The organism is Microbacterium sp. 22215 (assembly GCF_052045655.1).
Taxonomy (GTDB): Bacteria; Actinomycetota; Actinomycetes; order Actinomycetales; family Microbacteriaceae; genus Microbacterium; species Microbacterium phyllosphaerae.
On the sequence record NZ_JBQEPC010000002.1, the window covers coordinates 525,784 to 552,253 of the forward strand.

Here is a 26,470-nt window from a genome sequence, read left to right on the forward strand (position 1 = left end):
GCACGTCAGAACCGGATCGCGTCGATCACCTTCACCCGCAGCGCGACGAGAGCGGGGATGAAGCCGGCGACTGCGCCCACCACGATCGAGGCGGCGAGGCCGACGAAAGCGGCGCGCATGGGGAACGGCGGGATGTCCTGGATCCCGGAGAACAACGAGGTCACGACCCAGTCCGAGCGCAGCACCGCCACGACGATCGCGATGCCGACGAGCCCTGCGACGGTCGTGGCGACGAGGCTCTCGAGCAGAACCGAGAAGAACACCCGCCCCGAGGTCGCCCCGAATGCGCGACGCACTCCGATCTCCCGCACACGCTGCCGCATCGCGACCAACTGGATGTTGATGAGGCTCAGCGCACCGAGCGCGAGGATCACCGCGGCGATCCCGCCCGTCACCATCTCGAAGGTCGCCTGTGCGTCCAGGGCACCGGGCTGCGCCGCCCAGTCGGAGCGGCTGACCGAGACGATCTGACCTTCCGGGAGACCCGCGCGCAGATCCATGGCGAGCACAGGGGCGATCTCGTCGACCTCCGCCGTGTCGAGCCAGATCTCGTACTGCGGCCACGCTCCCTCCGGCAGTGCGTCGACGCGCGCGCGATAGGCGTCGTAGAGGATGTCGACGCGAAGCTCCTCGTCACCGAGGCCCAGGCGAGGCACCACTCCCACCACCTGATACGTCCCTCCCGCGGGACCCGCGAGGGTGAGCGTCGGATGCTGCGGAAGCGGCACCCGACCGATGCGATCCCACAACGCCTCCGTGATCACGACGGGTGGCGACAGCGCCTCGACATCGTCGTCCCGCAGCCATCTGCCTTCGAGCAGCTGCTCACGGTGGATCTGGGAGTAGAGCGGATCGATCAGTCGGGAGTTGACGTCGACGATGCCGTCAGGAAGCTGCACGGGCACCACCATGCCCTGCGCGATCCTGGCCGTATGGCTGAAACCGAACCGTTCGGCGGCCCGGGTGAACCGCTCATCGAAGGCATCGGGGTCGACCGGCGTCCCGTCCTCGGTGGCGATACCCACGACCAGGGTCGCTGCGCGTCCACCGAATCGGTCGGACTGCTCCGTCTGGAACTGACGCTGATACTCCGAGAGTGCGACCACACCGGTGAGCGCCGCCACCGACACGGCGATCCCGATCAGGCTGAGCAGCACGCGCAGCTTGTGAACGCGGATCTCCGCCCAGGCGTCCGCGAGAGCGCCGAGGATGCCGGTCACGACGCGGCCCCCCGACGGGTCCGCGGCGCCGCGGAGACAGCGGGCGCGGATGCGTACGGGACAGCCGAAGTGGACGGGACCGCCGCCGCGAGAGTCGAGGCTTCGAAGGCACGACTGAGGTCGGCGGTCTCGAGGATTCCACCGTCGAGCCGGTAGTGGCGACGGGCGCGAGCCGCGACGTGCAGATCATGGGTGATGGTCACCAGCGCCGCCGAGGTCTCGGTGGCGACCTCATCCAGGAGGGACATCACGGATGCTCCGGTGTCGATGTCGAGGGCACCGGTCGGCTCATCGGCGAGGATCAGCACGGGGCTGCGCACGAGCGCTCTGGCGATCGCGACCCGCTGCTGCTCGCCGCCGGAGAGCCGATCGGCGATCTGCTCGATCCGATGGCCGAGTCCGACGCGCTCAAGCATGTCGGCCGCGATCCGGCGCCGGTTCCAGAAGAGTCGGCCCCTGGCGTGCCCGAGCGGCATCATGACGTTGTCGAGCGCGGTGCGCCCGGGCAGCAGGTTGAACTGCTGGAACACGAAACCGACGTTGTCTCCTCGCAGGCGGTCGAGCCGCCCCGAACGCATCCGCCGCACCTCGCGCCCCTCGAACGCGACGGAACCGCTTGTGGGTGCGTCGAGCATTCCGAGGATGTTGAGCAGCGTCGACTTGCCCGACCCCGATCTGCCGACGATCGAGACGTGGTCGCCGGAGCTCACTTCCAGCGTGATCCCCCGCAGGATCTCCAGCCGGGAGTCGTTCGGCAGACGCACGCTCTTCGTGACGTCCGTCAGTGCGACGAGGGTCACCAGCTGGTCCCGCTGTCGCACTGCTCGACACCGGGTTCGATCTCGTAGCAGACCTCCTCGACCGGAGCGACGAAGCCGGGCACGAACTGTCTGATCGACTCGCCCTCTTCGAGTCCGGAGACGACCTCGACCATGGCACCGTCGTTCACCCCGAGCGTCACCGCTCTCTCTTCGGGATCGGCACCGTCACCGGCATCCACCCAGACGTTTCCGGTGCCCGCGCCACCCTGAACGGCCGTGACCGGCACGACCAGCGCGTCGTCGACCTGCCCGAGTGCGAGGTCGATGGTCGCGGGCAGACCGGCGAACACGACCTGATCGGCGGGGACGGCGCACCGCACGCTCGCCGTCCCCTCCGCGCTCACCTGCACTCGTACACCGGTGCAGGAGAACGGCGCGGGTCCTCCGGTGATGCTCACGGATGCTTCTGCGGGTGCGTTCACCAGTCGATACAGCTGCACCGGCTCCACGGTCGCGAGCAGGTGATAGCGCGCCGGGGTCAGCGTGTAGGTCTCCGTCCCTGCCGAGGTCATCTGCCCCTTCACGAGGGCGATCTCCGAGACGTCGCCGGCTTCGGGCGCGACGACGTCGATGTCCTTCCTCGGCTCGTCCTGCCTGATCGTGAACAGCTTCTGTCCCGCGGTGACGGTCGCGCCCTCCGCCACATGCACGGCGAGCACGGTGCCGTTGATCTCCGTGCGCACCGGGAACGCATCGTCTCGGGCGACATTGCCGCTGAGCGAGAGGGCGTTCACGACGGAGCCTCGCTCGACCGTGACGATCGGATCCGTGATCGATGCCTCCGGGCTGACGACCGCCTCGGTGCGATCGGGGAAGAACGCGATCTTCACGAGAGCCGCTGCACACGCTCCGAACACGAGCACGAGCAGAAGGGGGAAGATCCAGCGTCGCCAGACGATCACGGCTGCCTTTCCGGCGGCGCCGCCCTGGCGCATCCGCGGTCAGCGTAGCCCGGAAGCGCGAACCGTCCGGGGCGAAGAGCGGCGTGTCCGCGCCGCTGTTCCGGTCAGATCAGGCGCGCAGCGCCTCGTGCCGCACGACCAGCCAGCCGGCCGGTACCGAGAGCCGGTCCGCGTGCGCCGCGCACAGATCGTGTGCGTGCGGGTGGTTGGCGATGCCGAGCGGGCCCAGCGCCGCCATCTGGTCGCCGTAGTCATAGGTGAGCGTCGCCACGGCTTCTCGCGCGCAGCCGACCTTCGAGCAGAGTCTTCCGTCCATCCCCGTCAGGCTACGCCCCGTTCGGAAGACGAGCGGATGCCGCGCCGCCCGACCGCGCAGACTCGGCCTAGACTTTCGCTATGCCCCGTCGCCCCCGCACCTCCGCCGCGCCACGTCGCGGAGCCAGGCACGGACGACACGGGCGTCTCGGACGCAGCGAGGTCGTTCGCCCTCCGCTGGCACCGCTCGACGGTCGCATCGATCGGTTCGACCTCACCGTCGGCACAGCTGTGGAGTTCCTCCGCGGCACCTGGCCGGAGCTGCAGGACGTGCGATTCGAGATCGGGGCGATGCCCGCGTTCGAGGCGACCGACGAGGTGCCCCGCTGGCATCTCGACCATGAGAAGCAGCGGATCGTGCTCTTCCGCCTGCCGATCGAGCGGTTGCTCCCGCCCGGTCACGACGACGGATCCCACCGGCGGATGGCGATCGAGAGCGCGGTCTTCCGCGCCGCAGCAGAGTACGTCGGTCGTGAGCCCTGGGACCTCGGCGGGCACGACCACTGAGGTCGAGCCCGCAGCGGTCGTATGGTCTCGTCAGGGATAGACGGTGATGCTCTGCTGGGCTCCGACCGCGGGCCATACCGGCCAGACGGCGAGCGCACCCGACGCCGTCATCGTCACCGATGCATGGATCGGCCCGGATGTCGTCATCGAGTAGACCGTGCGGGATTTCACCGTGACCGTCGTCGAGGACCCTGCCGGCACCGTGACCTCGATGGGATCTCCTCCGCCGACGGGCTGCACCTTCACGGAGGCGTCGGACTCCTCGCTGTTCACGAACACGAGTCGAGGAGCAGGACCCGCAGGAACCGCGACGTAGACCTCGTCCTCCACGTCGGGCGCGGGCAGCACCCAGGCGAAATCGGTCTCGGGCCCTTCACCGTCCTGTTGTCGGACCGCCGACAGCACGGGTGCGTCTGACTCGATGCGCGCCATGTACTCCCCCGGCGGCAGCGTCGAGAGCGACAGCTCGGTGGGCTCATCGGCGGCGAGCGGCACCGTCAGTTCAGCGGCCGTCGCGGACGACCCGACCTCGCTGAGTGTGACGACGGCTTGCGCGTCGGCGCCCGGAGAGAGCAATCGGACGACGGCCATGTCGGAATTGTCCCCGTCGTTCTCGAAAACCCGGATGCCGGGCAGCACGGGATGCTTCTGGGGCGCCGCCACGGCGTCCTGCAGGTCGACGCCCGCAGGATCGAGCGTCCGCGTGAGGGAGGACTGCAGCACGGCTCGCACCGGCGACCCCGTCGCCGTGACCTTCACGACGGGGTAGTCCGACCCCGCGGCGATCGAGGTGAGCGGGAGCGCGACCTGCGACTCCGCGGGGACGATGACCGTGCTCGAGGCTCGGACAGAGCCGTAGAGACCCAGCGTCACCGTCGAGGGTACGACGCCGGGATTCGTGAGGACGATCAGATCTTCGGTTCCGGTCTCCACCGTGCCACCGACGAGCCACGACTCGATGCTGGCCGGACGGCAGGGGGCAGCCGCGAGTCCGAACAGGTCGTCTTCGTCGAGGGCGATCGACTCGGTCGCGCCGATGCGCGGTGCCTCCCGCCCCTCGACGACTCCGACCAGACGCTGCGCGGATCCGCCGTCGGCGAGGTCCTTCGCCGGGAGTGCGTCGGACTCGGGGCGTCCGGACGATCCGTCGACGGTCAGCTTCGGGGTCGCGGCCGACACCATCTCGAGCGACGCGGACGGATTCCGGCCGATCGCCCGGAAGTCCCCGTTGCACACGAGCACGGTGTCTCCGGGAAGAGGCGTGACCTGAGCCTGCGCGGGCTCGTGAGCGACGGTGGGCCACGGCGAGGCGATGGCGACCACGACTCCGACCACACATGCGGCGGCGACGACGGTTCCGGTCAGTACTCGCGCGCCCGTGGCGGCGACTCGGAATGCTCGGTTCGTGCTCATCGTCGTTCCTCCTCGTCTTCGTCTCGGGATACGTCTGCTGTCGACTGCTCGCTCTCGGCCGCCGGCGGGGCATCGTGCTCCGCTGCCTCATTCGCGGCCGGCTGAGGTTCAGCGCCGTCAGTCGGCGGCACGTCGTCATCGGACGACGCGACGGAGTGATCAGAATCGAAGGCGGGGTCGGACTCGCCCGCGGGTTCGGACTCCCCTGCCGGTTCGGACTCGCCCGCGGGTTCGGAATCGAGTCCTGCATCCGGCGCGACCTCGGCAGCCGTCGATTCCTCCGGAGCCTCCGTCACCGCCTCGTCGGCCCCGCGCTCCGTCGTCTCGATGGCCGGCGATACCGCCCCGGATGGCGCTTCCGGGTGATCATGGTCGTCGCGATCCTCCGGGTGCCGCGACAGCACGAGCGGCTCATCCGCGGCGCGCCCCACGATGCGGGACTTCGCGCGGGCGGCACGCCTGGATGCGCGCGTCGGGACCGACAGCAGCAGGGCGGCGAAGACCAGCACGAGCTGCAGAGTGATCGCGAGCCGCGCTGTCGCCTGCTGCGAGGCCGAGAGATCGGCACGCGGCGATGCCTCGGCTTCGAGCCGGTAGAGCACACCGCGATCGGTCTTCCCTGCCTGCACGAAGCCCGCACGCTGGTCGAGTGACGTCACTGCCTCCGTGCGCAGCATCCGAGCTCGCTCGGACTCGTCATCCGACACCTTGGCGAGCAGCACATAGGCGATGCCTTCGTCTCCCAGCTCGCCCGCCGCGTCGAAGTCACGCGCCGAGAGCAGGTCGACCGCCAGGGTCGTCAGATCGGTGCCATGGAGTTCGGTCGCCGTGGAGAGCATCGTGGTCTGTGCGCCCAGGGTCTCGCTGCCACCCCAGGCGACCTCGGTCGCGAGCCCGCCGTCGTTCTGCGGCGTGAGGACGAGCGTCCCGATGGGCCGGTCGTCGCCCGCTTGCGCAGCCACGTACGCGGGCAGAGTCGACACCGGACCGTCTCGGAGCGCGGACGCATCGGAGTAGTGGAAGGCTGCGAGCGCGGGAACCGCGCACACCGAGACCGCCAGGCCGGCGACCGCGGCGCTGAGCACGCGCACCCGCGGCATCGTCAGCGCCGTGTCGAGCGTCACCAGGGCGGCGCCCGTCACTCCGATCCACGCAAGGCTCAGCCCCGCACCCGGCCAGATCGCGACGGGCACCCCCTCGGCGAAGGAGACGGTGATGCCGACCGCGAGGAACGCCGTCGCGAGCCCGGAGAGAGCGACGACCAGGAGGGTGATCCCGGCGCGCCAGCGCGGAGCGACCGATGAGACGAGAGCCAGCAGCGCGAGCGGCGCCAGCAGCACACCGGCCCACGGGGCGAGCTCCGCTCCGAGCAGCGACGCCCAGCCGGCCATCCCCTCGGTGGGGAATCCGGAGGCGAGTGCAAGCCGGCCAGCCGCGTCCGCCGCTGCCGACGGGCCCGCCCAGACGGATCCGGGATCGGCCAGCACGGCGATGAGGCTGCCGTGGGTCAGCTGCCAGAGCACCAGCGGCGCGAAGAGCATCGCGGCGGGCACCGGCACCCAGAGCAGACGGACGGCTCCGCGGATGCGGGCGCCGGCGAGAGTGATGCCGAGCGCCACGACCCACAGGAGCAGGAGCGCGGGAGCGAGGGAGGGTGCGCAGGCGGTGACGGCCGCGAAGAGCAGGGATGCCGCTCCGGCAGCGCCCCAGGAACGATGGGCGACGACGGCGGCATGGAACAGCCACGGCAGCAGGAGGTGCACGAGGACCCCGGTGGGTCGCCCGTCCACCAGGGCGGTGAGGAACGTGGGTGCGAGCGCCCAGACGATCCCTGCGAAGATGCGCAGGCCCGCCCGATCCGTCACACGCGTCGCGGCGAACCATCCGCCCAGCACGGCCAGGGGCAGCGCGAGGATCCACAGCAGCACCAGCGCGAACGACGGCGCAGCGGGCCACAGGGATCCGAGGACCGCGATGACGGCCGCGAAGGGGTCAGCGGGTCCGATGACGTCTGCACCGAGACCGCGGAGCCCCCACGCGGCGTCGCTCCACAGCGCTGCGACAGTGGTGCGCAACGGAAGCAGCGCGCCGCCTCCGAGCACCGGCCAGGCGAGGATCGTGGTGAATGTGGCGATACTCACGACCAGGGCTGCGAGCACCGCCCAGGCTCCGCCGCCGGAGAAGAACCGCAGCTCGCTGACGGCGCCTCCCTCACTGCCGTGGCCATCGTCGAGCCTCCGATGCAGGTCCTGCCGACTCACCCTGAGCGGGGAGATGCTCGACCAGCTCGACGTGCGGAAGGCGCGGATGCTCTGACGCGAGCGCGCGATGGCACCGAAGCGGAACATCGCGGTCACCGCCGCACCCCACTCCGGCGCGACGGCTTCCGGGCGCTTGCCGATCAGATGCGTCACCGATCGCCAGAGCGCGAGCGGCAGCAGAGTCAGCCAGTGCAGGGGCACTGCGATCGCGGGAGCGTAAGCGAGGCGTCGGTGCAGCTGGGCGAGCCTGGTGACGAACGCCCTTCGACTGCGGCCGGCCGGAAGAGCGGCGGGGCCGTCCGGCGACACCGAGATCCGAGCAGACGGCGCGAGGACGACGCGACCGCCGCCGAGCCGCGCCCGGACTCCGAGATCGAGCCCCTGATCCGCGCCGGCCAATGCCGGATCCGGCCGGAGCGCGTCGCGGACCTCGGCCCGGATCAGCATGCCTCGGATGTCAGCCCCGAGCACATCGTCGCCGCCGTCGTGCTGCCCCTGATCGAGTTCCCCCGACGCCAGCTCGACCGAGCGTCCGAGGGCGGTCATGGTCACACCGAGCGAGACGATCTCACGGTCGTTGTCGGTGTGTACGAGCTTCGGGGCGACGATCGCGGCGGACGGTGACCGCTCGAGCGTGCCCACGAGCCGCTCGAGGGCCCGCCGATGCGGGGCGGTGTCCTGGGCCAGCAGCCACACGGCGCTGCCCTCTGCGATCCTCGGTCGCGCCAGCTCGATCGCATCTGCGAAAGAGGTGTGCGCCCGCGCCTGGATGATCCCCTCCACCGCGGCGCCGACCGTCTCGCTCTCACGAACCGACGCGGCGTCGCCGCACATCACCAGCGTGATCGCGGCGGGTGGTGTGGTCTGGGAACGCAGCGCGTCCAGAGTGCGGAGCAGCTGAGCGCGGGCGGAAGAACCGGGGCGCGCGACGATGATTGCGTGAACTCGGGCTGGCATGACCTGGTCAGCCTATGCGCGGTGCGGTATTCCACCGGCCACCGCTCGCGGCGTGGCCGCGAAGCTGTGAACGAGGTCAGCTGGCCTGGCGCTTGAGCTTGCGGCGCTCGCGTTCCGAGAGGCCGCCCCAGATGCCGAAGCGCTCATCGTTGTTGAGCGCGTATTCGAGGCACTCGCCGCGCACATCGCAGGACGTGCAGATGCGCTTGGCATCACGGGTCGATCCGCCCTTCTCGGGGAAGAAGGCCTCGGGGTCGGTCTGGGAGCACAACGCGTCGCTCTGCCAGGCGAGAGCGTTGTCGTCGTCGGCCTCGACCTTCCGGACCCCGGGAACACCGAGGTTGATCGGATCGACGAACCAGTTCTCCGGTACGTCTGAACGGTAACCCGTCATCTCGCTCTCCAACCCCTAAATTCCGCCCCCTCGGCGGGCCGTGCTCAACTAATTACACCCGTGTCATTCCCATCGGTCAAGTCGCGGATGGTAAACCCTCAATCAGGTCTTGAAGGTTCTTGAGGCTCGCACGGCGTGTCGCGCACGCCGCGAGAGGTCAGGCCTCCGAGGATGACGGGCCGGGCGATGCGACGAACGCCTCACCCTCGCCCGAGAGTGTGAGCCGCACCTCGTCCGCCGTAGCGAAAGCCGCTGTGCCCACAGGCACGGGCCTCGCGTCGCCGCTCGTCCCGCCGACCTCGACGCGACCGGCCGTCACGAGCACCATCGTGGGTCCGCTGACATCGACGTCGACATGACCGCCCGTCAGAGCGACACGCTTCAGCGCGAAGTCTGTGACCGGAACCTCGTACTCCGTGACCGCTCCGGCCGTGGACGGCCGCAGCACCGGCACCTCACCCGTCGTGGTGTCGAGGATCGAGAGCAGCTCGGGCACGTCGATGCGCTTGGGCGTCAGTCCGCCGCGGAGGACGTTGTCGCTCGCGGCCATGATCTCGACCCCGAGGCCCGAGATGTAGGCGTGCAGCAACCCCGCACGCAGGAAGACCGCCTCACCGCGGCGCAGCACCACATGGTTCATCAGGAGCGCGACGACGACGCCGGGGTCACCCGGGTACGCGTCCGCGATCGCGGAGACGGCACGCAGCGTGGTCGCCCACTCCCCCGCATCCGACTGCGCAGTCGCACGCACCGAAGCAACGACATCGTCGACCTCGGCCTGCGCCTCGCCCGAGAGCAGCCAGCCGATCGTCGCACGGAGGACGTCGCCCGACGCAGTCAGCCGCGTCGTCAGCTCGGTGACGCCGGTGCTGCCGCCGAGCGCAGCCAGCAGGCGCAGGGTGTCGGGAACCGGGCGCAGCCCGCTGAGCGACTCGAATCGCTCGCTCAGCGCGACGATCAGCTCGGGCTTGTGGTTGTCGTCACGGTAGTTGCGAGTCGGGTCGTCGGCGTCGAGGGACGATTCTCGAGCCCAGCCGGCCCTGGCCTGCTCGATCGTGGGGTGCACCTGGATGGACAGTGGCGACGCCGCAGCGAGGAGCTTGAGCAGGTAGGGAAGGGTTCCGTCCGTGACGGCATCCAGTGTCCCGCCGCCCTGCACATCGCTGGGGTCACCGGGATGATCTCCGAACCAGACCTCCGCCTCCGGGCCACCCGCAGGGCTGCGACCTTCGAGGTCGGCGAGGAGCGTCGGCGATCCCCAGGCGTAGTCGCGGGGCACATTGGAGAGGCTGAGCAGCATGAGTCCAGAGTATTGGTAGCGGAGAGTCGTCGTGACGAGCGCCTCGCGCTCAGGTGCGGTGCGCGCTGCGCGCGGTAGCCTGAACGCGATGGCGCACTACACGAAGCATCCGGTGGCCGCCCCGCCCACAGCGCCCGAGCGCGAGTCGACGGGGCATCTTCTGTTGCGCGGGTACATCATCCTCGTGCTGTTCGCGACCTTCGCCCACTCGGCGGTGTACAACCTCCTGGGCGAGATCGGCGCCGCGATCACCCTCGTCGCGTTCCTGCTGTCCACCCTTGCGATCGGCGTTCCGATGATCGCCCGCAAGCGCCCGAATGCCTTCGCCTGGCGACGGCTCCCCTGGGCGGCGACCGGGTACACGGTGCTCGCGCTGATCTCGATCGCATGGTCGCAATGGCCCGGAGCCACGATCGTCACCTGGGTACTGCTCGCCACGGTGACCGTGAACGCCCTCTTCATCGTGCATGTGCTCACATGGCACGAGATCGTGCGCGCGCTCGCCTCCGCCTTCAAGTGGATCCTCGGCCTGTCCCTGGCGATGGAGCTCTGGGTGGCCCTCGTGGTCCATGCGCCGATCCTGCCGAACTTCTTCGTCCGCCCCGAGGGCGAGGCGAACGCCCACTGGTACTGGGTGCGCGGCAATCTGCTCGACGGCGGCCGCATCCAGGGCATCGTGGGCAACTCGAACCTGTTGGCCATCATCTGCCTCTTCGCGATCATCACGTTCGGCGTGCTGTTCGCCGCTCGCGTTCGCTGGCGTACGACGCTCGCGTTGTGGACACTGCTCGCCGCATACTTTTTGTTGCGTGCGGGCTCGGCGACCGCATACGCGTGCGCGGCGGCCGCAGCTGTGGTGCTCGTCGTCGCGCTGCTGATGCGTCGGACGAAGACCCCGGGCGGACGCACGCGCCTCTACGTCGTGTTCATCGGCGGCGCGGTGGTCGTGGGTGCCCTCGTGTGGCTCCTGCGTGAGCCGCTCTTCGCGCTGCTCGGCCGCAGCGCCGACCTCACCGGCCGGTCCGACAAGATCTGGGACAAGGTGCTCGAGCGCGCGTCGCAGCATCCGATCTTCGGCAACGGGTTCTCGAGTCCGTGGGTGCCGTTCGATCCCGCTTTCGACGGGTGGATCACCGATCACGGCATCACCGTGTTCCATGCGCACAACATGTGGCTCGACGTGCTGCTGCAGCTCGGCGTCGTCGGTGTCATCATCATGGCGCTCGCGTACCTCAGCCTCCTCTGGCGTTCATGGTTCTTCGCCATCGACCGGCCCCGCTGGGATCTCAAAGCCGATCGCTCGTACTCCCCGATCACCCTGCTGCCCAGTCTCTTCACGATCGTGCTGCTCGTGCAGGGCCTCACGGAGTCGACGCCCATCATGCTCTGGGGCTGGATGCTGCTCGTCCTGCTGTCCTTCAAGATCAAGGCCGTGCCGCTCGTCGGCGTCGGGGAGCGGGAACGCGTGATCGAGCGCGGCGAGAGAGCACGGCGGGTTCCGTGACGCTGACTCGACGTCTCACGGATCTGCTCGGGTCGGCCGAGTTCGCCCGCGCCTACACGATCGCCGTCCTGACTGCGGTCTTCGCCGCGTTCACGATCGAGCGCGCGGCGTCACCCGTGACCCTCTCGACGGTCATCGCGGCTCTCTGTGCGCTGGGTGCCTGCATCCTGTGGGTGCGGCGCGAGGAGCTCTCGCTGCTGCGCATCGCCCCGTCGTCGCTGCTGGCGTTCCTCGTCTGGGCGGCCGTCAGCGTCGTGTGGACCACGGACAAGACCGACACCGTCTTCGGCTGGATCGAGCTCTTCGGTTTCGCCTTCTTGGCGATCACCGTCGGACACATCCGCGACACGTTGCAGACGGTCCGCGCGCTCGGCGACACACTGAGGATCCTGCTGGTCGTGTCGCTGGGACTCGAGATCCTCTCCGGAGTCCTGCTCGACATGCCGTTCACCTTCCTCGGCATCCAGGGTCGGCTGGCCGACGGCGGCCCGGTGCAGGGAATCTTCGGCAGCCGCAACATGCTCGGCTTCGTCACCGTGATCGCCCTGATCACCTTCGTCGTCGAGTGGCGTTCGCAGTCGCTGAACGTCCGCATCGCCGTGCCGTCCATCGCGCTCGCGACCCTGCTCGCCTTTCTGTCCGCATCCCCGACCGTCCTCGTGCTGGCGGCCGCCGTCGCCGTCGTGGCGACCGCCCTCGCGATCGTGCGACATGCACCGGCGGAGCGGCGGACGATCGTGCAATGGGTGCTAGGGGTCCTCGTCGCGCTCGCACTAGCCGCGGCGTTCGCTCTGCGCCATGTGATCATCGCGCTGCTCGATGCGGGCTCCGACTTCTCGATCAGGGCGACGCTGTGGAACACCATCCTCGACTTCGTCGCACTCAAGCCGATCGAGGGTTGGGGCTGGTTCGGTTCCTGGGCTCGAGGCGAGTACCCGTTCACCTACATCAACTTCCTGCTCGACGATCACCACCAGAGCGCGCTCAACGCGTACTTCGACGTCCTGCTGCAGCTCGGCACGGCGGGTCTCGTGCTCTTCCTGCTGTTCGGCGGCATCGCCACCGTGCGCTCCTGGCTCGTCGCGAGTGTCCGCCGTTCCGTCGTGTACGCATGGACCCCGCTCATGCTGGTGACACTCGCCGTGGAGTCGATGTTCGAGAGCTTCACGATCGTCGGCGCCGGCTGGTTCATGCTCGTGCTGTGCGCCCTGCGCGCGGGCCAGACGAGGTCGTGGCGCGAGAGCATGGACGCCGCGCACACCGGAGCGATCCCGACGCTGCGCAGCGAGCGCTAGCCGACGACGTCGCGTCGCTTGTCCACCCACCTGAGTGCGTCCCGCACACCGTCCTCTACCGAGCGCTCTGCTCGCCAGTCGAGAAGATCTCCGGCAAGATCGACGATCGCGAAGGCACCGGCCTGATCGCCCGGCCGACGCGGCCCTTCGGTCACGGGGACCATGTCGCCCGTGACTCGTTCGAAGGAGTTGATGAGTTCACGCACCGTCACTCCTTCACCTGTCCCGAGGTTAATCACGCGATAAGGGGTGTCGGCCGTGGCGACCTCGTCGAACTTCTGGACGGCGGCGACGTGCGCGAGGGCTAGATCCCACACGTGCACATAGTCGCGGACACCGGAGCCATCACGCGTCGGCCAGTCCGTGCCGGTGATCGAGAACGGTCGCCCCTCGGCGTGCGCCTGCATGATCTTGCCCAGGACGTGAGAAGGTGTGGGGTTTTGGGGACCGGTGCGCATCCGAGGGTCCGCACCGACAGGATTGAAATAACGCAGTGCGATGGAGCGCAGGTCGCCCGCGGTCGCGGCATCCTCCAGGATCGTCTCCGCCATCGCCTTGCTCATCGCGTAGGGGCTCGAAGGCGCCAGAGCCCCTGACTCGTCCACGCCGGTGCCGCTCTCGCCCGCATAGACCGCTGCAGACGAGCTGAAGACGATCCTCGAGATGCCGGCGTCGCGCAGACGCTGAAGCAGGAGGATCGTCTTGCCCACATTCGCGCCGTAGTAGCCAAGCGGGTCATCGACCGATTCAGGGACCACGATGCGCGCCGCGCAGTGCACGACCGCATCGATGTCGGGATGGTCGCCCAGAAGTCGATCGAGGGTCGCACCATCGGCGATGTCACCGACGTAAAGGCGTCGTCCTTCGCAGAACGCCTGCACCCCGGTGGAGAGGTCGTCGAGAATTACCACGTCGATCCCGGCTTCAATGCACGCCGTCGCGATGGTCGAGCCAATATAGCCGGCGCCGCCGGTGATAAGTACCTTCATCGCGGTCAGTTTAGCCACCGTGTCGGGGCGCTCCGGCAGGCGCTCCGAATATCCGAAGGTCTCGAGAGGTAGGCTACTCTCTGCTCGTCGAGTCCACCGGCCGCTCTACTGAGTTGCCGGTCGGCGCACTACCTCCGGAGATTACCCAGTGACACATGTCCTGCAGAACGTCGTCTTCCCTCTCGATCGCGACCCCGACCTCCTGCCGCTGTATGCAGACCCCGAGACCTGGTCCGTCATCGAAGAGGAACCCGTGCGCGTCTCCAACCGTGCGCACCTGGGAAACATCCTCGGGCGCCACCGCGCACGCATCGTCGCGGGTCGACGGGTCTCGCTCGGCACATACTTCAACGCCTTCCCCGCCTCGTACTGGCAGCATTGGACGAGCGTCCGCCAGGTGCGCCTGACGGTTCGGACGACCGGGCCGGCGACTGTGCTGGTCTACCGCTCGAACGGCAGCGGCATCCGCCAGCGCGTCGCGACCCAGGAGGTCACGGGCGAGGCATCCACGTCGTTCGACCTCGACCTGACCCAGTACAGCGACGGCGGCTGGATCTGGTTCGACATCGTCGCCGACGAGAAGCACGCGGTCCTCGAAGGGGCCGAGTGGACCACCGAGCAGGAGCCCGCCCGCCTGGGCAAGGCATCCCTCGGCATCACCACATACAACAAGCCGGACTACTGCGTCGAGACGCTCCGCGCTCTCGCCTCCTCCCCCGACGCGCTGGAGTTCGTCGACCGGATCTTCCTGGTCGACCAGGGCACTCAGCTGGTCGCCGACCAGGACGGCTTCACGGAGGTCTCCGAGCAGCTGGGTGACACGCTCGAGGTGATCCGTCAGGCCAACCTCGGCGGCTCCGGCGGTTTCGCCCGGGCGATGCACGAGACCCTGCAGCGCCCCGAGAGCGACTTCGTGCAGCTGCTCGACGATGACGTGCGTCTCGAGCCCGAGTCCCTGCGCCGCTCGATCGTCTTCGGCCGGTACGCCACCACTCCCGTCCTCGTGGGCGGGCACATGTTCGACCTTCTCGACCGCCCCAAGCTGCACGGCTGGGCCGAGGTGGTCGACGAGCACCCCTTCATGTGGCGCAACCTCTACCAGGAGAAGATGCCGCACGACTTCGGCGTCGCCAACCTGCGCCAGTCGCCTCTGCTGCACATGCGCATGGACTCCGACTACAACGGGTGGTGGATGTGCCTGATCCCGCTCGACGCGATCCGCGAGGTGGGCCTGTCGCTGCCCGCGTTCATCAAGTGGGACGACGCGGAGTTCTGCCTCCGCGCCGGTGAAGCAGGCTTCCCCACGGTGTCGATGCCGGGCGTCGCGCTGTGGCACGTCTCGTGGGTCAACAAGGACGACACGATCGACTGGCAGGCGTATTTCCACGCCCGCAATCGCATCGTCGCGGGCCTGCTGCACTCGAACGCGCCTCGCGGAGGGCGACTGCTGACGCACAGCCGCCGCGTCGACCTCAAGCACCTCATGATGATGCAGTACTACCCCGTCGCCCTGCGCGCACAGGCATTGAGGGACGTGCTGTCCGGCCCCGGCCACATGCGCAAGAATCTCGCCACCTCGATGCCGGCCGCGCGTGCGCTCGCGGCCGAGTACCCCGAGACCGTGGTCCATCGGGACCCTTCGACCGTGCTCCACGCTCGACGCGGACGCCAGGTGTACAAGCGCCTCTCGAAGAACGATTACGACAGTCCCAAGGGCCTCAAGCTCCGCTGGTTCACCCTCTCCACCCTGGTTGCCCACTGGCTGCACAGCCCGGATCCTGCGAACATCGCTCAGCCCGAGGTCGAGTTCGGCAAGGACGACGCGCACTGGTGGCGCGTCCCCTCCTTCGACAGCGCGCTCGTCAGCGCTGCGGATGGCTCAGGCAAGAACGTCTACACCCGTGACCGAGTCAAGTACCGCCGGATGCTCCGCGACACCATCCGCCTGCACGCGCAGCTGCGACGCCGCTGGCCCGAACTCCAGCGGCAGTACCGCGAGGCGCTCCCCGAGCTGACGGCCCCCGCATCCTGGCAGAAGATCTTCGAGGAGAAGGCATGAGCGCGGCGCCCGCTGCATTCGATCCGGCATCGGCGAGCATCGTCATCGTGACCTACAACAGGTCGCACCTGTTGACGGGCCTGCTCGAGAGCATCAGCTCGATGTCACCGAAGCCCGGGCACGTCGTCGTCATCGACAACGCGTCGGCCGATGACACCACCGAGGTCGTCGAGTCCTTCCGACCCCGTCTGGGCACCGATCTCGTCTACCGACGACTCGAGACGAACACCGGTGGCTCCGGAGGTTTCAGCGAGGGGATGCGCACCGCGTACGAACTCGGCTCCGACTGGATCTGGATGATGGACGACGACGTCGAGGTCGTCCCCGACGGTCTGGCCAAGATGGGCAAGTGGGCGCCCCGCTTCAAGAGCATCCAGGGACGCCGGTACGACTACGACGGCAGCGAGTTCTACTGGCAGTACAGGATCGCCGAGCGCATGGGCATCCCCATCCCCTTCGCACCGTCCGGTTTCGACTCGTCGGGCTACAAGGAGATGAACAGCGGATGCTTCGAGGGCATGTTCATCCACCGGTCGATCGTGACGCAGATCGGACTGCCCGACCCCCGGTTCTTCATCTACTGGGATGACCAGATGTACGGCTGGCTCGCCTCGCGCAAGACCACAGCGGTCATCGTGGATGAGTTCGTGCTCCGGCGCACGCGCGAGATCAAGCAGTGGGACATGGGCATCCGCCACATGAACGCCTCGAGCAACGCCTACCGTTTCTACATCATGCGCAATCGGGCCTACATCAAGCAGTACTACCGGGTGCATGACAACTACAACCCGGTTCTGTTCGGCCTGGGCACGGCGATGACATTCGCCAAGGAGATCATCCGACTCTTCTTCGTCGAGCGCACCGTACGCGGCACCAGCAACCTGTTCCGCGGGCTCAAGGAGGGCGGCCGGATCGGCCGCGACCGCTCCTGGCAGCCGATGGCACCCCTGGAGGCATGACGCGATGACCGACGAGCAGCAGCCCGAGCTCCGCTGGGCACCGCTTCCTCCCAAGCCGAGCAACACCGGGCGTATCTGGCTGATCGTCGGCCTCACCGTCGCCGCCCTCGCGATCATCGGCGTGCTGTTCTTCCTGTTCCTCCCCCGCGGAGACTCGCCGGATCCCGCCGCGAGCAGCACGCCCTCGCCGTCAGCGTCCCCGACGGGGTCTTCCGCCCCGACGCCGTCGCCCACACCCACGGAAGCGACGCCTCAGCCACCCGCACAGACCGAGGCTCCCCCGGTCGTCGACCCCACCGTCGAGGCCTTCCGCACCCGAGTAGGGCCGCCCCTCCAGGATGCGGCGCAGGGTCTCGACATCGTGGCCGGGTCCAGCTCCCAGGACGCGGCGTCCGTGGTCGATACGCTGCAGCAGGATGCTCAGCGGATGGCGGACACACCTCCCCCGTCATCGATCAGCGCTGCATGGAGCGACGGGCTGATCGCCTACTCGCAGAGGCTCACCGACCTGCGCACCGCGCTCGCCGGCGGGTCCGACAGCGCTGTCGCCCTGCAGGACGCGCGCACTGCGCTGCAGTCCCTCAACGACCTCATCGGCCTCTGAGCCGCAGACCCTCGGGACGCTGATCGCAGGTGAGCTCGAGGCGCGGCGTGCGGCCGCCTACTCGAGACGCAGCGCGCGGGCGACTATGAGTTGTAGTCGGCGTTGTATCGGTCGAGGACGTCGGCGATAGGCGCGTCGAGCACGAGGGCGCCCTTGTCGAGATACAGACCGCGCGTGCAGAAGCGCCGCAGGTCACGCTCGTTGTGACTGACGAAGAACAGCGTGCGACCCTCGGAGAGCAGTTCGTCGATGCGTTTGTAGCACTTGTCGCGGAACGCCTTGTCGCCCACTGCGAGCACCTCGTCGACAAGAAGGATCGGCTCGTCGAGCTGCGACACCACCGAGAACGCCAGACGCACCTTCATACCGTTCGACAGGTGCTTGTACGGGGTGTCCTCGAAACCGGCGAGCTCCGCGAAGGCGATGATGTCGTCGTACCGGCGCGAGACCTCGTCCCGGGACATGCCGTGGAGGCCGGCGGTCAGTCGCACGTTCTCGCGCACCGTCAGATCGCCGACGAAGCCTCCCGTGATCTCGATCAGCGGAGCGACCCCTCCGTTGACGGTCACGGTGCCTTCGTCGGACAGCAGCACCTTCGCGACGAGACGCAGCAGGGTGGACTTGCCCTGTCCGTTGCGACCGACGACGCCGATCGACTCACCCTGCTCCACCGAGAAAGAGACGTCGCGCAGTGCCCAGAACTCACCGGGTCGAGAACGGCGGGATGCCCCGGCGAACAGGTCCTTGAAGCTGCGCTGACCTCGACGATTGCGTCGGAAACGCACTCCGAGTCCCTTGACCTCGATCGCGACCGGCATCACAGCTCCTTCAGCACGGATCGCTCCATCGCGCGGAACACCCAGATTCCGAGGGCGAGGATCGCGAGGGTCATCCCGACGCTGACCAGCAGCGTGAAGTGGTTCCACTGGTCGGGGAAGAACGGCATCCGATAGAGCATGAAGATCCCCGCCAACGGGTTGAACGCGCCGAGCGTCTGGAACATACCGGGCAGGTCTGTGACGTTGTAAATGATCGGGGTGGCGTAGAACATCGCACGCAGGATCAGCGCGGTCGTCCGCTCGAGGTCGACGTAGAGCACGCACAACGGCGCCACGAGAAGGCCCAGTCCGACGAGCAGGACGGTCTGCAGGACCATCGCCACCGGCATCCAGAGGATGCCCCAGCCGACCTCAACGCGGAAATCCGGATTCTGCTCGACGAACAGGTTGATCACGACGAACGCTGCGAGAACGGGCAGGGAGAACAGGTACTCCATGCCCTTGCTCAGCACGATGCGGTTGACCCAGATCGATCGGGGAATCGCGGTGGAACGGACGAGCCTGGCGTCCTTCTTGAAGGCGCGGGTGAAATCGGACACCGAGGAGTTGAACCACACCCACGGCAGCAGCGCGCTGATGAGGAACACGATGTACGGTTCCTCGCCCACGTCGCGGTGGAAGATCTGCGTGAAGACGAACCAGTAGATCGCGCTCATCACGAGCGGATCGAGCACCGACCACACATATCCCAGGAGGCTCGTCGAGTACCGGACCTTCAGGTCCCGGGCAGACAGAAGCCACAGGGAATGCAGATAGCGCCGGGGCGTCCCGGGCGCCCCGACAGCAGCGTGACTCACAGTGTCGAGTCTACGAGAGCGAGTTGTTCCACAGCGACAGCGCCGAGCCGATCGCCATGTGCATGTCGAGGTACTGGTACGTCCCGAGACGGCCGCCGAAGTGCACGTCCTTCTCACCCTTCGCGAGCTCACGGTAGGCCAGCAGGCCATCACGGTCGCTCGGGGTGTTCACCGGGTAGTACGGCTCGTCCTCACGGTTGGCGAAGCGCGAGAATTCGCGCATGATGACCGTCTTGTCGGACTCGTAGACGTCCTTGCGCTCCGGGTGGAAGTGCTTGAACTCGTGGATGCGCGTGTAGGGCACGTCCATGTCCGGGTAGTTCATCACGCTCGTGCCCTGGAAGTCGCCGATGTTCAGCACTTCCTGCTCGAAGTCGAGAGTGCGCCAGCTCAGTGAGCCCTCGTTGTAGTCGAAGTAGCGATCCACCGGCCCGGTGTACACGACAGGCAGCTGCCCGACGGTCGCCTTCTTGTTCAGCGGCTGCGACTCGTCGAAGTAGTCGACGTTGAGCTTCACCTCGATGTTCGGGTGATCAGCCATCCGCTCGAGCCATGCGGTGTAGCCGTCCGTCGGCAGCCCTTCCCACGTGTCGTTGAAGTAGCGGTTGTCGTACGTGTACCGCACGGGCAGGCGGCTGATGATGTCACCCGACAGCTTCTGCGGGTCGGTCTGCCACTGCTTCGCCGTGTAGTCGCGGAAGAACGCCTCGAACAGGGGGCGGCCGACGAGGGCGATGCCCTTCTCCTCGAAGTTCGCCGCCGACTTCACGTCGAACTCGCCCGCCTGCTCGCGCACGAGGGCACGGGCCTGGTCGGGCGTGTACGCCGACTGGAAGAACTGGTTGATCGTGCCGAGGTTCACCGGCATCGGGAACACCGTGCCCTTGTGAGTGGTGTAGACCCGGTGCACGTAGTTCGTGAACGAGGTGAAACGGTTGACGTACTCCCACACCGTGGCGTTGGAGGTGTGGAAGAGGTGCGCGCCGTAGCGGTGCACCTCGATCCCGGTCTCCGGCTCCGCCTCGCTGTACGCGTTGCCGCCGATGTGGTGACGACGGTCGATGACCGTGACCTTGCGGCCGGCGTTCGCGGCCCGTTCTGCGATGGTGAGGCCGAAGAAGCCCGAGCCGACGACGAGGAGATCCATCAGGCGGCCGTTCCGACGACGATGCGGGGGGTACCCGCCCAGAGAGCGGCATCGGTCGCCGCACGACCGTCGACGAGGAGCTTGATCCCGGGCAGCTGCGCGGGGGTGAGCTCCTTGTAGTCGGCGTGATCGGTCTGCAGGATCGCGATGTCGACCGCGCCGCCGATCTCGTAGGGCTCGAAGCCGAGGCCGCGGAGCTCCTCATCGGTGTAGAGCGGGTCGTGCACGACGACGTCTGCGCCCCGGTCCTTGAGGGCCTTCACGGTCGGGAAGACACCGGAGAACGCCGTCTCCTTGACTCCGCCGCGGTAGGCGGCGCCGAGCACGACGGCGCGCTGACCGCTGAGGTCGCCGAGGATCCCCTCGGCCTGCGCGACGAGCCGCTCGGGCATCGACGCGTTGAGCTGACGAGCGACGCGAACGATGTCGGCGTCGGGGTCGGTCGACAGGTACAGGCGCGGGTACACGGGGATGCAGTGTCCGCCGACGGCGATGCCAGGGCGGTGGATGTGGCTGTACGGCTGCGAGTTGCAGGCGTCGATCACCTTGTAGACGTCGATGCCGTGCGATGCGGCGAAGAGGCCGAACTGGTTCGCGAGACCGATGTTGACGTCGCGGTAGGTCGTCTCGGCGAGCTTCGCCATCTCGGATGCCTCGGTGCTGCCGAGGTCCCAGACGCCGTTGGGCTTCGCGAGATCCGGTCGCTCGTCGAACTGCAGGACAGCTTCGTAGAACTCACGAGCGCGACGGTTGCCCTCGTCGGAGAGCGCGCCGATGAGCTTCGGGTACTTGCGGAGGTCGGCGAACACGCGGCCGGTGAGCACGCGCTCCGGCGAGTAGGCGAGGAAGAAGTCCTCCCCCTCCTTCAGGCCCGATCCCTCCTCGAGCATCGGCTTCCAGCGGTTGCGCGTGGTACCGACGGGCAGCGTGGTCTCGTAGGAGACGAGCGTGCCGGGCGTCAGGTGCTCGGCGAGCGACTTCGTCGCTGCGTCCATGTACTTGAAGTCGGGCTCCCACGTCTCGTCGTTCACGAAGACGGGAGCGACGAGCACGACGGCGTCCGCATCGGGGATCGCCTCGGCGTAGTCGGTGGTGGCGCGCAGGCGACCTGCGGGGATCAATTCCTCGAGGCGTTCCTGCAGGTGCGCCTCTCCGGGGAAGGGCTCCTGTGCGGCGTTGATGGTGTCAACCGCCTTCTGATTGACGTCGACGCCGATGACATCGTGACCAGAGGAGGCGAATTGGACGGCGAGAGGGAGCCCGATCTTTCCGAGGGCCACGACAGCGATACGCATGGTGTCCAGTCTACGGGGCACGAAATGTGCGTTCGCTACACCAGCCGACGCACACCCGGCACCTTTCGAGCGAGTATGACGAACACGAACGACAACACCGTCACGGCCGCCCAGACGGCGAACGTGGAGGGCAGGGATGTGGCCGTGTCCGACAGCGCCGGTATTGCGCGGACGGCGAGCATGACCGCGAAGTGGACGAGGAAGACTCCGAAGGAGGCATCGGAGAGGGAGCGGAGGATGCTCGCCCCGCGCCCCGGCTGCCATCCGGCGAGAGCCCCGTTCACGGTGATGTAGCAGCCCAGCGCGGCGACCGCGACGACTGGCCCGTAGTAGCTCACCGGAAGGAGAGCATCCAGGTAGGCCGAGTTGCCGCGGGTGCCGTACTGCACGATGATGAGGCCGATTGCAGCGACTGTGACGACTCCGACCACCGCGAGCCTCCACCCCCGCAGAACGAGGTCGCGCAGTGCCCACCCTGCCAGGAAGAATCCCACGTACGGCACCCACTGCGTCACTGCGGTCTGAGAGGAGGAGCGGTCATACCCCGCCACTGTCAGGATGTTCGACGAGATCAGGGCTGCAACAGTCACAGCGAGGACGGCGCCGGCGAAGACGTACGCGCGCCGCGTTCCCCCCTCGCGCAGGAATGCCGCGAAGACAGGCGCGACGACGTACAGTCCGACGATGAGCCATAGAAAGTAGAGGTGCGTGTAGCTGCGCCCGTCTACGACCCCGAGCACGAAGCTGCGCAGGTTTCCCGGTTGTCCGGTCACTGCCGGATGCACCACGAAGACGTAGAAAAGGGGCCAGAACACGAAGGCCGGCCCCAACCGCAACAAACGTCGCCTGTAGAAGTCAGCTGGTCCGCGTTGGAACTGGCGGGGTTCGAGCAGCAGGGCTCCGCTGATCATGACGAACACCGGCACGACCCAGACGAATCCCAGGTCGATCGTCACCGCGACCCACCACCGCGCGCTGCCGGAGACATCGGCGTTCCCCACCATGTTTCCGAACACATGGATCGCGATGACCCCGACTATCGAGATGACGCGAAGAACATCGAGCGACCATCGTCGGGTGTGCTGCTCAGAAACGCGATCGGGCATCCGCTCATCATAAAGGCGCTCGCCACCTGAAGCTCAGCTCCACACATGCCGGGGCCCGCGGATCTCGATGGATAGAATCGGGAGCCGACACTCGCGCAGCGCCGGTTTAACCGCGCTCAGACACCTGGAGCATCCGTGACCGAAACCGCTGGCATGCGCGCCTTGCTCGATGTGGAGGATGCCTCTCCGGACGTTCTGTTCGAACGCATCCCGGGGCTCGAGATGCCGATCTGGCCCCTTGCGCGTTGGCCGTTCTCACGCGCGATCGCGGAGACCGACATCGGCACCACGCTGCCGACCTATCAGCGCGCCTCCGCGCTCCAGCGCACCGCGATCGCCGCGAGGCGTGCAGTGCCCAATCGGTACACGACCCGCCACGCACCGCAGGCGGATCATCTCTTCGTGGTTTCGGGATGGACGAAGATGCGCGGCGAAGGTGGCTACCGGAACTGGCTCGCCGACGACTTCTCGCAAGCCCTCGGGGCATCCTCCGTCGTGGCACAGGACGCGTATCTCGACGTCCTCAGCCGCGATGACCAGCGCCCCATCAACCGCTCCACATACACGTATGCGCTCGCAAACGAGCGGATCATCCGGAAGACCGCACGACGCCCCCTTCGCCCGCAAGACCGTGACCACCTCGAACGAGTTCTCAGGGAGATCTTCGACCTCGTGGATTTCAGAGTCACCTCGGCCGGAAGAGAACGGGCGATCCAGGACGCCCTCGGCCGTGCTGACCGCGCGCGCCACGCTCGAGACGAGTTCGGTCGTCTGCTCGACCGCGTATGCCCCAGACGCGTCTACATGCAGACGGCCGCGTACGGCAATCGAGCAACCGAGATCGCCCTCGCTCACGAGCGCGGTGTCGAGGTCGCCGAACTTCAGCACGGATGGATCGGCAGCAGTCATGCTGCCTATAACTTCGGCGCGGCGATGCGAGAGCCCGACATGGTGCGCTGCCTGCCGGACACCCTCCTCGGGTACGGGGAGTATTGGGGCCGAGACATCCGCTTCCCGGGGCGGTTCGTGCCGATCGGCAAGCCCACCCTCGATCGGACTGCCCTAGAGGTCCGCCCTTGGGATGAGCGCCCCCAGAACGTCATGTTCGTCTCGAGCAACTTCGAGCACGACCTCGTCGACAGTGCCCTCCTCGCGGTTCGCGGAGCCCTGCCTGCCGACTGGAACCTCGTATTGCGCCCACATCCGGTCGAACGGGCGACCGCTGCCCACCGACATGCCGCCGTGCTGTCGCGCGAAGGTATCACGCTCGATCTCTCGGTGGACGGGGGCGAGGCCCTGTCTCAGAGCCGCGCCGTCATCGGATTCTCGAGCACGATGCTCTTCGAAGCCCTGGCGTATGGATGCCACACGGCTGTGCTGGACTCAGTCCTCGCAGAGCACTATGCGTCGACCGACATCTTCCCCACCCGCATCGATCGTGAGCTGTCGCATGTGGCTGCCGCCATACAGGGGTTCATCCGACCACCCACTGGGGTCGACCGCTCGCTCGCCGATTCTGTCTGGCAACCTGCTGGCGTGGCGAGGTTCCTCGACTTCGCTCGCTTCTAGGCTTCGGCAATCGATCTCAGCGCCATCGGCCCATGAGTCTCGACAGCGAGAATCCCGCGAGCACCGAGGCGGCACTCATCCGGAGACCGCCTTCTCGATGCAGCGTGGGTCGGATTCCTCGCGCGACAAGGGAGCCCGGCCGAGCGCGATTCGTTCGCCGATGCGCCATGCGAGCGAGATCTGCGGAAGGCGAATCAGGGAGGGCCGCCAGATCGAGCAGCCGCCGGTCCACCAACGGCAGCGGCCGTTCCGCGTGCGGCGAGGCAGACCGAAGCGCAGCGATCGTCGCGGCGAGCTGCGCCCGATCTTTCGGACTCCACTCCGATTCACGGCGGTTGTGCACCGCCCCGATGACGTTGACTCGGAGGATCTTCGTCACCACCGAGTCACGCTGTCGCGGCGTCAACGAGCGAAATACGGTGGAACCCAGGAGCCGGTGCACGAAGCGGAGATCCTCTTCCACCGGCCTCGGTGTGAGCGAGGTCCGTGACTCCGCATCCGTATGGACGAGATAGGCGGGCCCTCGGCTCCTGGACACCCTGGATGCCTGTGCCCAGACTGCGGTCACGTACTGGACGTCCTCGCCTGTCGCCACCGCGGTGTCCAACCGGAGCTCGCCGAAAACCTCGCGGGAGATGAGTCCCAGCGGCGCACTGCGGTATGACAGGCGATCTTTGACCAGATCGAGCCGCCTCGATCGCGCAGGCCTGGTGGGCGGCGTCGGTGTCACGCCGCCGCCCGCACGTGCCATCCGAGGGATCACAACGTCAGCGCCATCGCGACGAGCCACCGCGACCCAGGAGTCGATGGCCCCTCGCTCGAGTTCATCGTCCGAGCCCATCACCGAGGTGAAGAGCCCCTCAGCATGGTCGAGCCCCTCGTTGAATGGGCCTGCAGGCCGGGGAAGTCCATCGTGCAGCTCCAGGAGACGCACTCTGGGGTCACCCGCGAGGTCTCCGAGGCGCTCCGCGATGGCCGTGGACGCAATGTTGTGACACACGACGGTCACTCGAAGCGCCACCTCGTTCTGCAGAACCGAACCGACCGCCCTCCGAATGGGTCGCGAGAGCTGATGAACGGCGATGATGACATCGACGACGGGACCGTCGAAGTCGCTCTCCACTCCAGCGGCGGCCCCGTAGGCTGATGCATATCCGCGTGCGCGAGACTCATCCGAGAACGTCTCACGCGCCTGGGCACCGATCTCTTTCCTCGAACGGCCGCGGTTGAGTGCGAGGATACGTTCGACCGCATCGGCGAACGCCTGCGGCGTCCGCTCCCCTACGAGGATCCCGTCCGGTTCGTCGACGAACTCGGTGTGGCCCCCGCGGGCGCCGACGACGACGGGCGTCCCCGCGACGAGAGCTTCGGCGATCGCGATCCCGAATGTCTCCGACTCGGTCGGCAGGAGGAATGCGTCTGCGCGCTGCAGGTGCTCGGAGACGCTTGCCTTCGGCACCGACCCGGAGAACGTCACATGCTCCCCAACCCCCGCCCCTGCGGCTTCCACCAGCACCGATTCCCGGAGCGGACCGTCTCCTACCCAGTCCAGCGAGGCGTCGATTCGGCGTCGACGCAGTTCCGCGAGGGTCTGAATGGCGAGAATCGGCCCCTTCCCGGGAACCAGGTTGCCGACTGCGACGAGCCGGACGTGCGGTCCGCTGTGCAGATCCGGCGACAGACGCTTCGGCACCGAGACGTGGTTGGGTATGACCTGGACCGCGTCGGAACGCACTTGAGCGATCCGACCGGCGAGTACACCGCTCACCGCGACGACTCGGTCCGGGCGCGCGAGTCCGCGTTCGGTGATCGGCAGTGTCACCCGCATCAGAGGCGGAACCGACTCGGGCGCCAGCAGACCGGACCAGTGTTCGGTGTGGACCCAGGGCACGGACACGCGTAACAGCGAAATCGGCAGAACCGCGGAAAGCGCCATGGAGTGCAGGAGATCCATGTCCTTCAGCATTCTGCGGATCAGCCGAGATGCCTGCACCAGCTGCCACGGGCGCGATGGCGACATCTTGAGCCGCACGATTCGCACCCCGTCCACGACTTCGCTTTCGGGCGCTGATCCGGCATCCGCGGGAGGGATGAGATGGAGGACTGTCACCAGATGCGACTGGGCGAGCAGTCGCACGTCATCTGCGACGAATGACCCTGCGCCCGGCGAGCGCGGACTGGGAAACCAGGTCGTCACCACGAGCACGCGCATGCTCC

General features: G+C 67.6%; 22 protein-coding genes. 7 read left to right on the forward strand and 15 right to left on the reverse strand.

Annotated features, from left to right (window positions below; all coding sequences use genetic code 11):
- Positions 1–5: 5 nt before the first annotated feature.
- The 4 genes from ACTJKH_RS05805 to ACTJKH_RS05820 form a co-directional block, all read right to left on the reverse strand.
- A complete protein-coding gene (locus tag ACTJKH_RS05805) occupies positions 6–1,220 on the reverse strand; it encodes an ABC transporter permease (protein ID WP_440736101.1) in 1,215 nt (404 codons plus the stop codon).
- On the reverse strand, positions 1,217–2,020 hold the full coding sequence (locus tag ACTJKH_RS05810; protein WP_440736102.1) for an ABC transporter ATP-binding protein: 804 nt from the start codon (positions 2,018–2,020) through the stop codon (positions 1,217–1,219). The genes ACTJKH_RS05805 and ACTJKH_RS05810 overlap by 4 nt, the downstream gene beginning before the upstream one ends.
- Positions 2,017–2,976, reverse strand: coding sequence for an efflux RND transporter periplasmic adaptor subunit (locus ACTJKH_RS05815; protein WP_440736103.1), 960 nt, complete (start codon positions 2,974–2,976; stop codon positions 2,017–2,019). The genes ACTJKH_RS05810 and ACTJKH_RS05815 overlap by 4 nt, the downstream gene beginning before the upstream one ends.
- A 76-nt stretch (positions 2,977–3,052) precedes the next feature.
- Positions 3,053–3,259 carry a DUF3499 family protein gene (locus tag ACTJKH_RS05820; protein ID WP_210097546.1) on the reverse strand — a complete coding sequence of 69 codons (207 nt, stop codon included), beginning with the start codon at positions 3,257–3,259 and terminating at the stop codon, positions 3,053–3,055.
- Positions 3,260–3,339: 80 nt separating this feature from the next.
- On the opposite strand from ACTJKH_RS05820, the gene ACTJKH_RS05825 reads away from it, so the two are divergent.
- Positions 3,340–3,765 carry a metallopeptidase family protein gene (locus ACTJKH_RS05825; RefSeq protein ID WP_245340764.1) on the forward strand — a complete coding sequence of 142 codons (426 nt, stop codon included), beginning with the start codon at positions 3,340–3,342 and terminating at the stop codon, positions 3,763–3,765.
- Positions 3,766–3,795: 30 nt separating this feature from the next.
- On the opposite strand, the gene ACTJKH_RS05830 is transcribed toward ACTJKH_RS05825, so the two are convergent.
- From ACTJKH_RS05830 to manA, 4 genes are all read right to left on the reverse strand, one after another.
- Positions 3,796–5,178 carry a DUF5719 family protein gene (locus ACTJKH_RS05830; RefSeq protein WP_440736104.1) on the reverse strand — a complete coding sequence of 461 codons (1,383 nt, stop codon included), beginning with the start codon at positions 5,176–5,178 and terminating at the stop codon, positions 3,796–3,798.
- Positions 5,175–8,396: a glycosyltransferase gene (locus ACTJKH_RS05835; RefSeq protein ID WP_440736105.1), complete on the reverse strand. Its 3,222-nt coding sequence runs from the start codon at positions 8,394–8,396 to the stop codon at positions 5,175–5,177. The genes ACTJKH_RS05830 and ACTJKH_RS05835 overlap by 4 nt, the downstream gene beginning before the upstream one ends.
- 76 nt (positions 8,397–8,472) lie before the next feature.
- Positions 8,473–8,790 carry a WhiB family transcriptional regulator gene (locus ACTJKH_RS05840; protein ID WP_210097543.1) on the reverse strand — a complete coding sequence of 106 codons (318 nt, stop codon included), beginning with the start codon at positions 8,788–8,790 and terminating at the stop codon, positions 8,473–8,475.
- Positions 8,791–8,947: 157 nt separating this feature from the next.
- Complete coding sequence (gene manA / locus ACTJKH_RS05845) at positions 8,948–10,090, reverse strand: mannose-6-phosphate isomerase, class I (protein WP_440736106.1); 1,143 nt, start codon at positions 10,088–10,090, stop codon at positions 8,948–8,950.
- An 88-nt stretch (positions 10,091–10,178) separates the two neighbouring features.
- Here manA and ACTJKH_RS05850 point away from each other — a divergent pair, with 88 nt between their 5' ends.
- Together ACTJKH_RS05850 and ACTJKH_RS05855 are read left to right on the forward strand one after the other, a co-directional pair.
- Positions 10,179–11,594, forward strand: a complete 1,416-nt coding sequence (locus ACTJKH_RS05850; RefSeq protein ID WP_440736107.1) for an O-antigen ligase family protein — start codon at positions 10,179–10,181, stop codon at positions 11,592–11,594.
- Entirely contained in the window at positions 11,591–12,889 is a 1,299-nt protein-coding gene (locus ACTJKH_RS05855) for an O-antigen ligase family protein (RefSeq protein WP_440736108.1), read from the forward strand. The genes ACTJKH_RS05850 and ACTJKH_RS05855 overlap by 4 nt, the downstream gene beginning before the upstream one ends.
- Here the strand turns inward: ACTJKH_RS05855 and galE are convergent.
- A complete protein-coding gene (galE, locus tag ACTJKH_RS05860; RefSeq protein ID WP_440736109.1) occupies positions 12,886–13,878 on the reverse strand; it encodes a UDP-glucose 4-epimerase GalE in 993 nt (330 codons plus the stop codon). The genes ACTJKH_RS05855 and galE overlap by 4 nt on opposite strands.
- Before the next feature lie 148 nt (positions 13,879–14,026).
- Between galE and ACTJKH_RS05865 the strand changes: the two genes are divergently transcribed.
- Genes ACTJKH_RS05865 through ACTJKH_RS05875 form a run of 3 tightly spaced genes read left to right on the forward strand, consistent with a single transcriptional unit; the run spans position 14,027 to position 17,500 of the window.
- Positions 14,027–15,937, forward strand: coding sequence for a glycosyltransferase (locus ACTJKH_RS05865; RefSeq protein WP_440736110.1), 1,911 nt, complete (start codon positions 14,027–14,029; stop codon positions 15,935–15,937).
- Complete coding sequence (locus ACTJKH_RS05870; RefSeq protein WP_440736111.1) at positions 15,934–16,896, forward strand: glycosyltransferase family 2 protein; 963 nt, start codon at positions 15,934–15,936, stop codon at positions 16,894–16,896. Before ACTJKH_RS05865 ends, ACTJKH_RS05870 begins: the two co-directional genes overlap by 4 nt.
- Before the next feature lie 4 nt (positions 16,897–16,900).
- A complete protein-coding gene (locus ACTJKH_RS05875) occupies positions 16,901–17,500 on the forward strand; it encodes a hypothetical protein (RefSeq protein WP_440736112.1) in 600 nt (199 codons plus the stop codon).
- 83 nt (positions 17,501–17,583) lie between these two features.
- Here the strand turns inward: ACTJKH_RS05875 and ACTJKH_RS05880 are convergent, their stop codons facing one another.
- The 5 genes from ACTJKH_RS05880 to ACTJKH_RS05900 are packed head-to-tail and all read right to left on the reverse strand — an operon-like array spanning position 17,584 to position 22,684.
- Positions 17,584–18,318, reverse strand: a complete 735-nt coding sequence (locus ACTJKH_RS05880; RefSeq protein ID WP_440736113.1) for an ABC transporter ATP-binding protein — start codon at positions 18,316–18,318, stop codon at positions 17,584–17,586.
- Positions 18,318–19,136 carry an ABC transporter permease gene (locus ACTJKH_RS05885; RefSeq protein WP_440736114.1) on the reverse strand — a complete coding sequence of 273 codons (819 nt, stop codon included), beginning with the start codon at positions 19,134–19,136 and terminating at the stop codon, positions 18,318–18,320. Before ACTJKH_RS05885 ends, ACTJKH_RS05880 begins: the two co-directional genes overlap by 1 nt.
- A 10-nt stretch (positions 19,137–19,146) precedes the next feature.
- Complete coding sequence (glf, locus tag ACTJKH_RS05890) at positions 19,147–20,283, reverse strand: UDP-galactopyranose mutase (RefSeq protein ID WP_440736115.1); 1,137 nt, start codon at positions 20,281–20,283, stop codon at positions 19,147–19,149.
- Complete coding sequence (locus tag ACTJKH_RS05895; RefSeq protein ID WP_440736116.1) at positions 20,283–21,578, reverse strand: nucleotide sugar dehydrogenase; 1,296 nt, start codon at positions 21,576–21,578, stop codon at positions 20,283–20,285. Before ACTJKH_RS05895 ends, glf begins: the two co-directional genes overlap by 1 nt.
- A gap of 35 nt (positions 21,579–21,613) precedes the next feature.
- Positions 21,614–22,684: an acyltransferase gene (locus ACTJKH_RS05900; protein ID WP_440736117.1), complete on the reverse strand. Its 1,071-nt coding sequence runs from the start codon at positions 22,682–22,684 to the stop codon at positions 21,614–21,616.
- Positions 22,685–22,819: 135 nt separating this feature from the next.
- Here ACTJKH_RS05900 and ACTJKH_RS05905 point away from each other — a divergent pair, with 135 nt between their 5' ends.
- Positions 22,820–24,253 (forward strand): hypothetical protein, encoded by a 1,434-nt coding sequence (locus tag ACTJKH_RS05905; RefSeq protein WP_440736118.1) that lies wholly within the window; start codon positions 22,820–22,822, stop codon positions 24,251–24,253.
- A gap of 16 nt (positions 24,254–24,269) precedes the next feature.
- Here the strand turns inward: ACTJKH_RS05905 and ACTJKH_RS05910 are convergent, their stop codons facing one another.
- Complete coding sequence (locus tag ACTJKH_RS05910) at positions 24,270–26,465, reverse strand: glycosyltransferase (RefSeq protein ID WP_440736119.1); 2,196 nt, start codon at positions 26,463–26,465, stop codon at positions 24,270–24,272.
- Positions 26,466–26,470: the final 5 nt, after the last annotated feature.

What these genes read in the sequence shown, in the direction of transcription:
- ACTJKH_RS05895 (WP_440736116.1), bottom strand. Translation starts at nt 21,578, where the DNA reads ATGCGTATCGCTGTCGTGGCCCTCGGAAAGATCGGGCTCCCTCTCGCC.
- ACTJKH_RS05900 (WP_440736117.1), bottom strand. Translation starts at nt 22,684, where the DNA reads ATGCCCGATCGCGTTTCTGAGCAGCACACCCGACGATGGTCGCTCGAT.
- ACTJKH_RS05820 (WP_210097546.1), bottom strand. Translation starts at nt 3,259, where the DNA reads ATGGACGGAAGACTCTGCTCGAAGGTCGGCTGCGCGCGAGAAGCCGTG.
- ACTJKH_RS05880 (WP_440736113.1), bottom strand. Translation starts at nt 18,318, where the DNA reads ATGCCGGTCGCGATCGAGGTCAAGGGACTCGGAGTGCGTTTCCGACGC.
- ACTJKH_RS05840 (WP_210097543.1), bottom strand. Translation starts at nt 8,790, where the DNA reads ATGACGGGTTACCGTTCAGACGTACCGGAGAACTGGTTCGTCGATCCG.
- ACTJKH_RS05870 (WP_440736111.1), top strand. Translation starts at nt 15,934, where the DNA reads ATGAGCGCGGCGCCCGCTGCATTCGATCCGGCATCGGCGAGCATCGTC.
- ACTJKH_RS05830 (WP_440736104.1), bottom strand. Translation starts at nt 5,178, where the DNA reads ATGAGCACGAACCGAGCATTCCGAGTCGCCGCCACGGGCGCGCGAGTA.
- manA (WP_440736106.1), bottom strand. Translation starts at nt 10,090, where the DNA reads ATGCTGCTCAGCCTCTCCAATGTGCCCCGCGACTACGCCTGGGGATCG.
- ACTJKH_RS05835 (WP_440736105.1), bottom strand. Translation starts at nt 8,396, where the DNA reads ATGCCAGCCCGAGTTCACGCAATCATCGTCGCGCGCCCCGGTTCTTCC.
- ACTJKH_RS05850 (WP_440736107.1), top strand. Translation starts at nt 10,179, where the DNA reads ATGGCGCACTACACGAAGCATCCGGTGGCCGCCCCGCCCACAGCGCCC.
- glf (WP_440736115.1), bottom strand. Translation starts at nt 20,283, where the DNA reads ATGGATCTCCTCGTCGTCGGCTCGGGCTTCTTCGGCCTCACCATCGCA.
- ACTJKH_RS05825 (WP_245340764.1), top strand. Translation starts at nt 3,340, where the DNA reads ATGCCCCGTCGCCCCCGCACCTCCGCCGCGCCACGTCGCGGAGCCAGG.
- ACTJKH_RS05815 (WP_440736103.1), bottom strand. Translation starts at nt 2,976, where the DNA reads ATGCGCCAGGGCGGCGCCGCCGGAAAGGCAGCCGTGATCGTCTGGCGA.
- ACTJKH_RS05910 (WP_440736119.1), bottom strand. Translation starts at nt 26,465, where the DNA reads ATGCGCGTGCTCGTGGTGACGACCTGGTTTCCCAGTCCGCGCTCGCCG.
- ACTJKH_RS05875 (WP_440736112.1), top strand. Translation starts at nt 16,901, where the DNA reads ATGACCGACGAGCAGCAGCCCGAGCTCCGCTGGGCACCGCTTCCTCCC.
- galE (WP_440736109.1), bottom strand. Translation starts at nt 13,878, where the DNA reads ATGAAGGTACTTATCACCGGCGGCGCCGGCTATATTGGCTCGACCATC.